15 protein-coding genes and 1 pseudogene are annotated in these 11,341 nt (G+C 60.2%); 9 read left to right on the forward strand and 7 right to left on the reverse strand.

The features are described from left to right. Nucleotides 1-91: 91 nt before the first annotated feature. The 4 genes from gmd (at nucleotide 92) to HB778_RS41630 (ending at nucleotide 2,960) form a co-directional block, all read left to right on the forward strand. Entirely contained in the window at nucleotides 92-1,081 is a 990-nt protein-coding gene (gene gmd / locus HB778_RS24075; RefSeq protein ID WP_183457554.1) for a GDP-mannose 4,6-dehydratase, read from the forward strand. Between the two features lie 21 nt (nucleotides 1,082-1,102). Further along, nucleotides 1,103-2,059 (forward strand): NAD-dependent epimerase/dehydratase family protein, encoded by a 957-nt coding sequence (locus HB778_RS24080; RefSeq protein WP_183457556.1) that lies wholly within the window; start codon nucleotides 1,103-1,105, stop codon nucleotides 2,057-2,059. 62 nt (nucleotides 2,060-2,121) lie between these two features. After that, nucleotides 2,122-2,631, forward strand: a complete 510-nt coding sequence (locus HB778_RS41625; protein WP_244661593.1) for a class I SAM-dependent methyltransferase — start codon at nucleotides 2,122-2,124, stop codon at nucleotides 2,629-2,631. Then, nucleotides 2,628-2,960 carry a class I SAM-dependent methyltransferase gene (locus HB778_RS41630; protein ID WP_244661594.1) on the forward strand — a complete coding sequence of 111 codons (333 nt, stop codon included), beginning with the start codon at nucleotides 2,628-2,630 and terminating at the stop codon, nucleotides 2,958-2,960. The genes HB778_RS41625 and HB778_RS41630 overlap by 4 nt, the downstream gene beginning before the upstream one ends. Here HB778_RS41630 and HB778_RS24090 read toward each other — a convergent pair. The 7 genes and pseudogenes from HB778_RS24090 to HB778_RS43475 all read right to left on the reverse strand — a co-directional run. After that, nucleotides 2,945-3,526, reverse strand: coding sequence for an ISAs1 family transposase (locus HB778_RS24090; RefSeq protein WP_183455035.1), 582 nt, complete (start codon nucleotides 3,524-3,526; stop codon nucleotides 2,945-2,947). The two genes, HB778_RS41630 and HB778_RS24090, sit on opposite strands and share 16 nt — an antisense overlap. Then, nucleotides 3,486-3,761, reverse strand: a complete 276-nt coding sequence (locus HB778_RS42850; RefSeq protein ID WP_183457558.1) for an ISAs1 family transposase — start codon at nucleotides 3,759-3,761, stop codon at nucleotides 3,486-3,488. Before HB778_RS42850 ends, HB778_RS24090 begins: the two co-directional genes overlap by 41 nt. A gap of 212 nt (nucleotides 3,762-3,973) precedes the next feature. Next, nucleotides 3,974-4,600 carry a UPF0149 family protein gene (locus HB778_RS24100; RefSeq protein ID WP_244661595.1) on the reverse strand — a complete coding sequence of 209 codons (627 nt, stop codon included), beginning with the start codon at nucleotides 4,598-4,600 and terminating at the stop codon, nucleotides 3,974-3,976. After that, nucleotides 4,597-6,180: an IS66 family transposase gene (tnpC, locus tag HB778_RS24105; protein WP_183457560.1), complete on the reverse strand. Its 1,584-nt coding sequence runs from the start codon at nucleotides 6,178-6,180 to the stop codon at nucleotides 4,597-4,599. Before tnpC ends, HB778_RS24100 begins: the two co-directional genes overlap by 4 nt. A gap of 71 nt (nucleotides 6,181-6,251) precedes the next feature. After that, nucleotides 6,252-6,602, reverse strand: coding sequence for an IS66 family insertion sequence element accessory protein TnpB (gene tnpB, locus HB778_RS24110; protein ID WP_183465207.1), 351 nt, complete (start codon nucleotides 6,600-6,602; stop codon nucleotides 6,252-6,254). Further along, on the reverse strand, nucleotides 6,599-7,036 hold the full coding sequence (tnpA, locus tag HB778_RS24115) for an IS66-like element accessory protein TnpA (RefSeq protein WP_183457562.1): 438 nt from the start codon (nucleotides 7,034-7,036) through the stop codon (nucleotides 6,599-6,601). Before tnpA ends, tnpB begins: the two co-directional genes overlap by 4 nt. A gap of 76 nt (nucleotides 7,037-7,112) precedes the next feature. Beyond that, nucleotides 7,113-7,292, reverse strand: a pseudogene (locus tag HB778_RS43475) (transposase family protein); the annotation flags it as partial. Between the two features lie 160 nt (nucleotides 7,293-7,452). Between HB778_RS43475 and HB778_RS24125 the strand changes: the two are divergent. From HB778_RS24125 to HB778_RS24145, 5 genes are all read left to right on the forward strand, one after another. Further along, nucleotides 7,453-7,848: a methyltransferase C-terminal domain-containing protein gene (locus tag HB778_RS24125; protein ID WP_244661597.1), complete on the forward strand. Its 396-nt coding sequence runs from the start codon at nucleotides 7,453-7,455 to the stop codon at nucleotides 7,846-7,848. 123 nt (nucleotides 7,849-7,971) lie between these two features. Next, the gene (locus HB778_RS24130; RefSeq protein WP_183457564.1) at nucleotides 7,972-8,607 is read left to right on the forward strand and encodes a hypothetical protein; all 636 of its coding nucleotides are present in this window, start codon (nucleotides 7,972-7,974) and stop codon (nucleotides 8,605-8,607) included. 131 nt (nucleotides 8,608-8,738) lie between these two features. Continuing rightward, nucleotides 8,739-9,548 carry an ABC transporter permease gene (locus HB778_RS24135; protein WP_183457566.1) on the forward strand — a complete coding sequence of 270 codons (810 nt, stop codon included), beginning with the start codon at nucleotides 8,739-8,741 and terminating at the stop codon, nucleotides 9,546-9,548. 8 nt (nucleotides 9,549-9,556) lie between these two features. After that, a complete protein-coding gene (locus tag HB778_RS24140) occupies nucleotides 9,557-10,297 on the forward strand; it encodes an ABC transporter ATP-binding protein (protein WP_183457568.1) in 741 nt (246 codons plus the stop codon). Between the two features lie 329 nt (nucleotides 10,298-10,626). Next, on the forward strand, nucleotides 10,627-11,322 hold the full coding sequence (locus HB778_RS24145; RefSeq protein ID WP_183457570.1) for a hypothetical protein: 696 nt from the start codon (nucleotides 10,627-10,629) through the stop codon (nucleotides 11,320-11,322). Nucleotides 11,323-11,341: the final 19 nt, after the last annotated feature.

Raw genomic sequence — 11,341 nt, forward strand, 5'->3', positions numbered from 1 at the left:
GGGCACATCTGCGAATTGGGTACGTTTTGCGTTTTGGGCAGACGGTTTGCATTCCTGAAATAGCGATCAAGAAGGTAGAGACAGGTTCACCATGAATTCCAAAACAGCGTTTATCACCGGCGTGACCGGGCAGGATGGAGCCTATCTCTCGAAGTTCCTGCTTGAGAAGGGATACGAGGTCCACGGCCTTTTGCGGCGTAGTGCTTCGGCCGATGTGGTCGGTTCACGGCTGAAATGGCTTGGTGTCGCCGACAAGATCGTGCTTCACGACGGCAATCTGACGGATCTCTCCGGCCTTATCCGGGTGCTCCAGGACGTTCGTCCGGCCGAAGTCTACAATCTTGCCGCCCAATCTTTCGTCAAATCGTCTTGGCAACAACCACTTTTGACGGGCAACGTGACAGGCATTGGCGCAGCCAATGTGCTGGAAGCGGTGCGGATAACGTGTCCCGAAACCCGTTTCTACCAGGCATCCTCTTCGGAAATGTTCGGGCTGATCCAGGAACCCATCCAGTCGGAAAAGACCCCGTTTTATCCGCGCTCTCCCTATGCCGCGGCCAAGCTCTATGCACATTGGATGACGGTGAATTATCGCGAGAGCTTTGGGCTCCACGCATCGAGCGGTATTCTCTTCAATCATGAATCGCCCCTGCGCGGCATCGAATTCGTCACCCGCAAGATTACCGACGCTGTCGCCCGCATTAAGCTTGGGCTGCAGGACAAGCTGGCGCTCGGCAATTTGGACGCCAAGCGCGACTGGGGTCACGCGCGCGACTATGTGGAAGCCATGTGGCTGATGGTGCAGCAAGACACGGCAAGCGACTATGTGGTCGCGACGGGCAAGACCGTGTCGGTTCGGGACTTCTGCAAGCTCGCCTTCGAACATGCCGGTCTCAATATGGAGGATCACGTTTCTATCGATGAGCGCTTTCTGCGGCCTGCGGAAGTCGAAGTTCTGCATGGCAATCCGACCAAGGCCAAAGAGAAGTTGGGCTGGGAGGCAAAGACGAGCCTCAAGGAGCTCGTCATTGAGATGGTCGAAGCCGATCTTGAGCGTGTAAGACGTGACCAACACCTTTGAGGTGCGGTTAGCGAGGTCGGCATGCGAGTTTTGATCACCGGGGCACGGGGCTTTGTCGGTCCCTATGTCCATGAAGCGTTGCACAGCATTTGCGGTCGCGACTTGACGGTTATTGCGACCTCAAAGGACGCAGGACCGCATCCCGTGCTTGGTCAAATCCTGGCGCTCGACGTGACGGACAAGGTTGCTGTTCACGAGGCTATTGCTCGCCACAAGCCGACGCACGTTATCCATTTGGCGGCCGTCGCCGCCCTTGGCGCCGCCCAGGCTGACCCTGAAAACACCTGGCGCATCCACGTCCAGGGCGCGCTCAACGTGGCCCACGCCATTCTTGACGAGGCACCGGGATGTTGGTTGATCTATGTCGGGTCGGGCCTGGTCTATGGCGAGAGCGCAAAGGCTGGCCAGCCGCTTGACGAAAATGCGCTGCTTGCGCCGATGGACGACTATGCCGTGACCAAGGCCGCGGCCGACCTCGCTTTGGGTGCGCTTTCCCGTGACGGCCTTAAATGCATTCGTCTGCGCCCCTTCAATCACACGGGACCAGGGCAAACCGAGGCATTTGCCGTACCTGCCTTCGCCATGCAGATCGCACGGATTGAAGCCGGTTTGGCCCCGCCGGTCATTCGTGTCGGCAATCTTGACGCGCACCGTGATTTCCTGGATGCGCGAGACGTCTCCAGTGCTTATGCGCGCGTCGCCTTGAACAGCGACGGTCTCGTGCCAAACACCATCTTCAATGTTGCTTCGGGCATCTCGTGGCGGATGGGAGATATTTTGGACCAGCTCTTGGCGCGAAGCAGTGTCAAGATCGTCACCGAACAAGATCCGCTGCGGCTGCGACCGAGTGATCTGCCATGCATTGTGGGGGATGCGACCCGCGCCCGAACGCGTCTTGGCTGGGTGCCTGAGCATCCCTTCGAAGAGGCCCTTGCCGCGGTTCTGAAGGATTGCCGCGCACGGGTGGCCCAAGCGTAGAGAACTGCAGTCAATGCCTTTGAATCAATACCCTTTCACCAACCAATTGAGGGTCAGAATTCATGAACGAGGTAAGGTATCACGCCATCGAGACCTGCCGTGTCGGCAAGGACAAGGATCTCGTCACCGTGCTCAATCTTGGCGAGCAGGCGCTCACCGGAGTGTTTCCCAAAACTGCGTCTGAACCCGTGACCAAAGGGCCGCTCGAGCTGGTCTGGTCTCCGTCCAGTGGACTTCTGCAGCTGAAACATTCCTATGAGCCGAGCGAAATGTACGGCGACAATTACGGCTATCGCTCGGGCCTCAACCAGTCGATGGTCGATCATTTGACGCACAAGGTTCGCTTCCTGGAGAGGCTCGCCTCGCCACGCGGCGGTGACGTCGTTCTCGACATCGGGAGCAATGATTGCACGACCCTCAAGGCCTATTCGACCGCGGGGTTGACGCGCATAGGCATTGATCCGACGGGCAAGAAATTTGCGCAGTATTATCCGGACGATGTGAAACTGGTGCCTGACTTTTTTCGGCCGAGGCATATCGGGGCATCTCACAAAAGCGGGCCAAGATCGTGACATCCATTGCGATGTTCTACGATCTTGAGGATCCCATCGCCTTTGCGCGTCAGGTGGCCGAGGTCCTTGCCGAAGACGGCATCTGGCATTTCGAGCAAAGCTACATGCCGTCCATGCTTCGCCTCAACTCCTATGACACGATTTGCCACGAGCATGTCGAGTACTATTCCCTCGGCGTTGTGGCGAAGATACTGGAAGCGGCTGGCCTCAAGGTCGTCAACGTTGTCATGAACAACATCAACGGTGGCAGTTTCGCGGTCACGGCCACGCACAAGGGCAACACAAGCCTCAGACCAGGGCTGTTCAACGCTGATTACAGAGCCTTGTAAGCGAGGATGAGATCGAGGGAGAGAGCGCCGTTCCAGAGGGCTTGAGCGACGTTTTTCGTGCCGTTGTGACGCAGGATGTTGAGGGCGAAGCTGCGGGCTCTGGCCATGATGCCGGGGTTGTCGCGGATACGGCTGCGGTCCTCGTCGCAGGACACGTCGCGGACATAGTGGTTGCGGTTCTCGATGCCCCAGTGGCCTCGGATGATGGCGGCCCAAGTCTTGGCGGGGAGACCCTGTTCGGAGGAGATATAGTATGAGACCTCGCCGCGCGGCTGCCACATGCCCGTGGCGGCACTGCGGAGCCAAGTTTGGCGGGTGACGCGGATGATGGTCTTGACGAAGGGCTGCCATTCGCTGTCGACGAGGGCCTTGCCGACGGGAAAGACGTCCACGGTTCGATCCTCCTGCCGGGATCGCACTGTGTCGCGTGAGGAGGCCGTGTCGCTGGGAGTGCGGCTGTCGACGATGGCGCGAATCTCGTCATCCAGATTGGGCTGGTTCTCCTTGAGTTGAACCAGCAGATGGTTACCCGTGGCCAGGGCTACGGCGAAGGTTTTTTTGGGCATGCATGGCGTCGAGAGTGAACATGCGCCCGGTCAGGCCCAGCGTGGCGATCAAGTCCTGGGCGGCGGGGATTTCGTTGCTCTTCTCATCGATCGCCAGATGGCCGAGGATGATCTGACCATCGCTGGCGAAAGCACTCAGCAGATGCGCCGCTTTGCGATCGTTGAAGGCGTCGAAGCTGCCGCGCAGCGTCTTGCCGTCAATGGCCACGCACGCCGGCATGACGTCGTCCGGCATGGCGTCGTCCGGCTCTTGGGCCGGGGGGCGTCGGCAGGCCGGCCGCATGCTGGCGGAACACCCTTTCGACCTCCGCCCCGTCGAGACCGCGAAGGATGAACCGCACCGTCGAGTAGGCTGGGGCCTTTCGCACCGAGACCCCGAACACGGTAAGCGGTGCGCCAAGGCACCTCCCAATATCGTCTTGTGATGCGTCTATGGTAGGTCAGCCGTTAGTCGGCGCGCCGGCGGCGATCACTCCGGGTTGCCATAGCCATAGCGGGTGACGTAGTGGAGTTCGCGCAGTGCGGGGATGACGAGGGCGATGTCTTTGTAGGCCTCATGCTCGATGAAGCGCGCGGTCTCGGGCCCCGGCCTGGGCTTGCCGAGGACGGGCCTCCCCTTTTGTCGACGCAGTAGATCAGGATCGGCAGCAGCAGGCCGTGGTTGGGGTTGTCGAGGTCGAGTAGCCGTCTCCAGCTTTTGATGTTGAGATTCATGGCCGCGTAGAACCCCTGGCACCACGGCCGGGGGTCGATGCCGCCGCTGGGCTTGGTTGCGAATCGGGGCGCATAATCCTGCGGTCTGTCGAAGAGCGTCTCGTTGATCCGGTTGTGGATCCTGGCGACGCTGGCAAACACGGCGTGATCGGTTGCAGACCCTTTGGCCAGGACGTCGCGCGGCAACCCCATGAGCGGGCACATCCAGTCTTGCGGGTCCGGGTAGCGCGGCCCGGTGACCGCCGCCGTTACGAAGCCATCCAGCGCCGACATGGTCCGCACCAGCGGGCGGTTGGTCTTGGCGGCCATCCAGGCCTCGAGCGCCTCGTCCGACAGCGCCATGTCATCGAGCGCGCTCATGCCGCCAAGGAGAGCTGCATCTCTTGGCGGCGCACCCAATTCCACGGCATCAGTTCGTCCCAGCGCGAGGCTGGCCAATCATTCTGGATGCGCTCGGTGACGTCGGCCATGTAGGCTTCGGCATCGACGCCGCAGAGCTTGCAGGTCTCAATGATGCTGAGCACGACCGCTGACCGCTCTGCCGCGGCGAAGCTGCCCGAGAAGAGCCAATTGCGCCTGCCGACCGTAAATCCACGAATCGCCCGCTCCGCGATCAGGTTGTCGGGCTCGAGCTGGCCATCGTAGAGGAAGCGATTGAACGCGCGCCATCGCCTGGTGCCATAGGCGAAGGCCTTGGCGATATCGGCATGGCGCGACAAACCCTTGCCCTGGCGCATGAGCTGTCGTCGCAGCGCGCGAACCAGTGGTCGGGTCCGCCTTCGTCGTGCGGCCAATCGCTCGGCGGGCGGGAGCCCCCGTATCTCTTCCTCGATCCGGTAGATCGCCTGGATACCAGCCATGGCCGTCGTGCTGAGCTCGGTCGGCTGGCTGTCGTGAACGTCGAATATCTTGCGACGCAGATGGGCCAGGCAGGCTGCTTCTCGAATGGCGCCGCCCTTGTAGAGCTGGTTATAGCCGCTGAATCCGTCGGCTTGGAGGGTGCCGGCAAATCCGGCGAGTTCGCTCATCACGCTCTCGCCGGCGCGGCCCATGGTGGCGCGATACCAGGCGATCGGCGGCTCCTTCGAACCCGAGTTGCGGTCGTCGGCGACATAAACCCAGAGCGCGCCCTTGTGGGTCTTGCCGGTGCCGGGCGCCAGGATCGGAAGCCGCGTGTCGTCGGTGTGAATCTTGCTGCGGGTACGGCCGATCTCACGGATGCGATTGTAGATGGGATCGAGCAAAGCGGCGGCGTAGCCGGCGCTGCGCGCAAGCGTGGAACGCTCGATATCGACGCCCTTGGCGGCCATCATCTGTACCTGACGGTAGAAGGGCAGATGATAACCCCACTTGGCCATCATGATATGGGCGAGCGCGGCATAGCTGAGCTTACCGCGTGCAATGGCCTTGGCTGGCGCCGGCGCCTGGATGATTTTATCGCAGGTCCGGCAGCTGTACTTGGGTCGAATGGTCTCCATAACCTGCCAGGCCTGGGCGACCAGATCGAGCATCTCGTCGCCATCTTCGCCCATGGCGCGCAGATCGCCGCCGCAGCCCGGGCAGCATGCGCAAGACGGCTCGCGAACGACCCGCTTGCGCGGCAGGTTGGGGTTGAACTTACGCACCGGCAACACCCGGACCTTGTCGGTGTCAGCAACGATGGGCAGCTCGAGATCCGGCACGCTGGCGGCGAAATCGGTCTCGAGATCTTCGAGTTCGAGCAGCATCTGGCCGAGCTTCTCGGACGAACGGCCGAAGGCCTTGCGGTTGAAGCGATCGATCCGCAGCTGCAGGCGCTGGATGCGAAGTGCGGCCTCGGCGCGCTCTCTTCGAAGCTGCTCATCGCGTTCGGCGATGGTGATGTCACGGGCAGAAACGGCCGCCTCCAGAAGGGCGATCCGGGCGAAGAAATCAGCGGTTGAGGGAGCTTGTTCCGACACCCAAATTACATACCCGAAAGACCCTCGTTACGGAAGAAGAATCAACACAAAATCAATTAGAAACATCAAAATCAGCCAGCCAAACGCGGTCGATAAATCTTGCTCGGTCGGCGCCAATCGATCCCGTCCAAAAGCAGCGAAAGCTGCGCCTTGGTGAGCGACACGGCGACCTGATCCCTGGTAGTTGGCCAGGCAAAACAACCATCGGTAAGCCGCTTGGTGAACAGACAGAACCCCTGGTCGTCATGCGCCAGAATCTTGATGATATGACCCTTGCGTCCACGGAAGCAGAAGATCGCGCCGGTGTGCGGGTTGAGCGCGAGCACCTGCTGCACCATCCGCGCCAGGCTGTTGATCCCGCGGCGCATGTCGGTCGCGCCGCAGCACAGATAAATCCGGTCGGTCGGCACCACCGTGATCACCTGGTCACCTCCGCCAGAACGATGCGCAGTGCTGTCGGATCGACGATCCCGTCGATCCGCAATCGCGTGCCGCTCGGAAAGGCCACGACGATCCTGCCGGCCGGGTCCGGGCAATCGGCGACCGGACGCTCGACCTCGGGCAGATCGTTCACTTCGATCCGTGCGAAAGTTGCCATCGCCTGATCGGTATCGAGCTCGCCGCCGGCCATCTGCTTGCGCCAGGCATAGAGCTGGGATGGAGCTACGCCGAACGCTTCCGCGACCTCCGTCACCGACGACCCCGCCGCGCTCGCCAGGTCGACCAACGCGCGCTTCTCGGTGCAACTCCATAGCCTCCGTTGCCGCGAGCGCCCGGGCATCGTTGCACGATCTTCGGCCGCCGCGGCACCGCTTAACTCGGCGACCAGATCGCCCCTTGCATGTTCCAATGTCATGGCCCGAAAACTCCATGTTCATCGGCCTATTGCAAGGTGCCTTCGCGCACCGCTTACCGAACACGCCGTTCAGGCGGACAAGATGGATGCGGATGAAGGCGTGGACCTGACGATACGAAACCGCCCCGGCCAGCATCGCCAGCACCGTGAACAGCAGGATCGGCGCCTGGGGATACATCTGCCCCTGGCCACGGCGTGGATCGGGGATCTGCGAAAACAATGACAGCAATGTGCCGGGCAACGGTGCAACCCTCATGATTGGTTGCCCTGCATAGATTCAGACAAATCTCCCGGAGGGAATCGCCCTTTTGCCCGCGACGCATCAAAGCCGATCACAAAGATGTTAGCGTTGAACAGCCCTGAGCCTCAGACCCGATCAGCCGGTCATCGATTGGCTGCTGCAACAGGAAGACCGTATGGGACTGTCCACGCCGCGGCCTTTTCGCGACTTCGAAGAGCGCGTGTTCCGGCACAAGGACGACCTGTCACGTCTTATCAGGACACTCGTTGCCGACGGCAAGAAGGTGCTGGGCTACGGCGCTTCGACCAAGGGCAATGTCGTCCTGCAATTCTGCAACTTCACGCAAGCCGAGATCCCGGCCATCGCCGAAGTCAATCCGGAAAAGTTTGGCCGCATGACCCCCGGGACGCACATACCGATCATTTCTGAAGCCGAAGCGCGCGCGATGAAGCCGGACTATTTTCTGGTCCTGCCTTGGCATTTCAAGGACGGTATCCTGCGTCGTGAACGCGAATATCTCGCCGACGGCGGTAGATTTATTTTTCCGTTCCCCGAGATCGAGATAATATAGACAGGGTTTTCAAGGGTATCGCCGGTTTCTGGAAGGTGGAAATACGACAGAAGGTTGAAATCATTATCTCTTGTGGTTCGTGGGATCGGTCGACTTGGCTAACCGTCAAACTGCGTGAAAAGAATGCTGATTTTCATCGCCGGAATGCCGCGCAGCGGATCCACCTACTCCTTCAACGTTGTCAGGCGGGCCCTGTCACGGAGAGGTAGTGTTGCTTTGGTCACTTCCGACAGGCGTGCGCAGTTTACGTCGAATGAGACTGCCCATGCTATCTACAAGGCCCATGACGCTGACGATGAGTTGCTCTCTTTGCTGTGGAGCGGCTCCGTAAAATCGATCTGCACCATCCGAAAGCCGGAAAGCGCGGTTCTCTCGTGGCTAAACACGTTCGGAGGAGAACCTGCGCACGTGGTCGATACGGTGATGCTGCCGTGGATGCGCCTCTATGAACGCATAGCGGCGCACTCACTCATCCTCAGTATGGACGAGATTGAGAGTCGAAGGCTTCTCTCCACATGGAAAGTCGGTCGTTATGTTTGTTCGGACTACAGCCTGTTGGAATGGGCTAAGGATTGCCACAATTTGAGCAAACGCCGTGTTTCGCATCTCCTGAAGGAAATCGAGAGCAGGAAGCGCCAGGTCGTCGACTGCGGGTGGACTTACTATGATAAAGAGACTTTTTCCATCGTCGACATATTTCAGACCGCAACCAGTTCATTACGAAGCCTGATGTTTTGGCCGATATCCACAAGCGTTTAGCCCCCTGGTTAGACAAGAACGGCGATCTCATACGATTAGACCGTAACTTGATGCCGCCAGGGCAATAATGTATCGAACCTTTCGCACACAGCCGGGCCTGGGCAGAACACACGATCGGGACATCTCGACATATGCTGCCGACTAAGACAGGCGTCCTCGCAGAGGCGTTCGCCGACATAAGAGCCGCGCTGAAGAAACACCATCTGGCGACGACGTTCAGTTGGCAGGACGTGGCCCAGCGCTACCGGCGCTCGCGGGTCGGGGCGTTTTGGCTGACCATCAATATGGGCGTGCTGATCGGCGCGCTCGGATTCGTCTTTGGCACCCTCTTTCGCACGCCGATGCAGGAGTTTCTCCCCTACATTTGCGTCAGCCTGATCTTCTGGGGCTACATTTCGTCGTCGATCAACGAGGGATGCATGGCCTTTATCGGGGCCGAGGGCATCATCCTTCAGGTGCGCATGCCGCTGTTCACCCATGTGTTGCGCGTGCAGTACCGCAACGCCATCATTCTGGGCCACAACATTCTCATCTACCCGCTCGTCCTGCTGGCCGTCGCGCGCATGCCGACATGGCACGTTTTCCTGGCGCTGCCCGGCTTTGTCATTTTGTCGCTCAACCTGCTCTGGATCATGCTTATTTTGGGTGTGCTGTGCGCGCGCTACCGCGACATGACGCAGGTGATGCAGAATCTCCTGCAGGTCATCATGTACCTGACCCCGGTGATGTGGATGGCCCGAACGCTGCCCGAGGGCATTTCGCAGATGCTGCTGGACCTCAATCCCTTCTACCACTTCATCAGCGTCGTGCGCGACCCGCTGCTGGGCGAACTCCCGTCCGCAACGAGCTGGATGGCCTGCATCGTGTTTGCGATCGTTGGCTGGACGGTCGCCCTGTTGCTGTTCGGCCGGTATCGTCACCGCATCCCCTATTGGCTATGATCCCTGCTATGGCTTCCATCATATTGGCCGGCGTCTCGGTCGAATTCCCGGTCTTCAACGCGGCAAGCCGCTCGCTCAAGAACAGGGTGCTGAGTGTCGCCACGGGCGGCGCGATCGACCGTCGGGTCGATGGCCATGTCATCGTGCGCGGACTGGAGGATGTGAGCTTTTGCGTGAACGAGGGGGATCGGATCGGCCTTGTCGGTCACAACGGTTCCGGCAAGACGACGCTGCTGCGCGTGCTGTCGGGCATCTACAGGCCGACGAGCGGCTCGGCCACAATCCACGGTGAATGCGTATCGCTTATCAACATCTCGCTGGGGATCGACCCGGAAGCGACGGGCCGCGAGAACATCAGGCTGCGGGCGGCGATGATGGGCATGCGGCCGAACGAATTGCGCGAGCAATTCGATGGCATCGCCGAATTCACCGGACTGGGCGATTTTCTGGACATGCCGTTCCGGACCTATTCGTCGGGCATGCAGCTACGCCTGGCGTTCTCGACATCGACGGCGATCCGGCCGGAAATCCTGGTCATGGACGAATGGCTTTCGACCGGCGACGAGGACTTCAGGCACAAGGCCGACAGGCGGCTGCGCGAGATCGTCGAGACGACCAAGATACTTGTGCTTGCCAGCCATTCGCGCGAGCTGCTTCAAAAGAATTGCAACCGCATCCTGTGGATGGAACATGGCCGTGTGCGCATGGATGGCCCCACCAATGAGGTTTTGACAGCCTATTTCGGTTGATAGTTTTTCGAATGGAGGTAGAACGATCTCCACTAAGGCAGACAATAGCAATCCATAGTCATGTGGTCATTGGAACTCGTACGATTCTGATGAAATGTACGGAGAAACAATGAAAATCGAGGCAATGCCTGCACGGGATGCATCCGCTGTTATCGCCGCCTCGGGCCCACCGCAGGAAACCTGCATCAATCCGAATCCAGGCCTTGCGACGATGCATCCCATAGCCTCGGGGCGCACTCGTGGTTAGCAACGAGCAGAGCTGGTGGCACGGCAGAAAAGCTGCATTGATCGTTGCCCATCCGGGGCATGAATTGCGGGTCCATCATTGGATGGAAACCAGCAAGCCTGTGGTCCTGGTGCTGACAGACGGCTCGGGTCATCTCGATGCCGGCCGACTCGACCGCACGGCCGAAGTGTTGGCCGGCGCCGGCGCGCGTCCCGCGGCAACGTTCTTCGGCAGGATGGCGGACCGCGATCTCTACCGGGCCATTCTGGCCGGCGAAGCGGAGACATTCAGGGCGCTGGTCGACGAAATAGCCACGATTCTCGCCGGCGAGGCGATCGACTATGTCGCCGCCGACGCGGTCGAGGGGTTCAATCCGGGGCATGACGTCTGCCGGCTGCTCGTCAATGCGGCGCTGGCGCGGCTGCACGACCGAGATGGTCGCGATCTGCCCAATCTCGAATTTCCGCTCGAGGCGGTCGCACTGAGGCGTCAATCCTCCACACGAGAGGGAATAGAGCTTCATCTCGACACCGGGGCATTCGACCGCAAGCTCAGGGCCGTCGACAATTATCCGGAATTGACCGAGGAGGCCGACCGCCTGCGCGCGGTGCACGGCCTTACCAGCTTCAGTGTGGAACGCCTCACACCGGTCGACTACCATCTGGACATTTCAGAATGTTCCGAGCAGCCGCCAGCCTATGAGCGTTGGGGCACGGAGCGCGTGAAAAGCGGCTACTACAAGACGGTGCTTCGCTTCAAGGAACACGTCGAGCCGCTGGCCAGGCAACTGGCGGCTTGAATCCCGGATGAGCATCCTG

Origin of the sequence: Mesorhizobium huakuii (genome assembly GCF_014189455.1) — a bacterium.
In the GTDB taxonomy this organism is placed as follows: Bacteria; Pseudomonadota; Alphaproteobacteria; order Rhizobiales; family Rhizobiaceae; genus Mesorhizobium; species Mesorhizobium huakuii_A.

Coding starts and splice junctions, on each gene's coding strand:
- gmd (WP_183457554.1), top strand. CDS start 92: ATGAATTCCAAAACAGCGTTTATCACCGGCGTGACCGGGCAGGATGGA.
- HB778_RS24080 (WP_183457556.1), top strand. CDS start 1,103: ATGCGAGTTTTGATCACCGGGGCACGGGGCTTTGTCGGTCCCTATGTC.
- HB778_RS41625 (WP_244661593.1), top strand. CDS start 2,122: ATGAACGAGGTAAGGTATCACGCCATCGAGACCTGCCGTGTCGGCAAG.
- HB778_RS24090 (WP_183455035.1), bottom strand. CDS start 3,526: ATGCCCAAAAAAACCTTCGCCGTAGCCCTGGCCACGGGTAACCATCTG.
- HB778_RS42850 (WP_183457558.1), bottom strand. CDS start 3,761: ATGCCGGACGACGTCATGCCGGCGTGCGTGGCCATTGACGGCAAGACG.
- HB778_RS24100 (WP_244661595.1), bottom strand. CDS start 4,600: ATGAGCGCGCTCGATGACATGGCGCTGTCGGACGAGGCGCTCGAGGCC.
- tnpA (WP_183457562.1), bottom strand. CDS start 7,036: ATGACATTGGAACATGCAAGGGGCGATCTGGTCGCCGAGTTAAGCGGT.
- HB778_RS24125 (WP_244661597.1), top strand. CDS start 7,453: ATGGGACTGTCCACGCCGCGGCCTTTTCGCGACTTCGAAGAGCGCGTG.
- HB778_RS24130 (WP_183457564.1), top strand. CDS start 7,972: ATGCTGATTTTCATCGCCGGAATGCCGCGCAGCGGATCCACCTACTCC.
- HB778_RS24135 (WP_183457566.1), top strand. CDS start 8,739: ATGCTGCCGACTAAGACAGGCGTCCTCGCAGAGGCGTTCGCCGACATA.
- HB778_RS24140 (WP_183457568.1), top strand. CDS start 9,557: ATGGCTTCCATCATATTGGCCGGCGTCTCGGTCGAATTCCCGGTCTTC.
- HB778_RS24145 (WP_183457570.1), top strand. CDS start 10,627: ATGGAAACCAGCAAGCCTGTGGTCCTGGTGCTGACAGACGGCTCGGGT.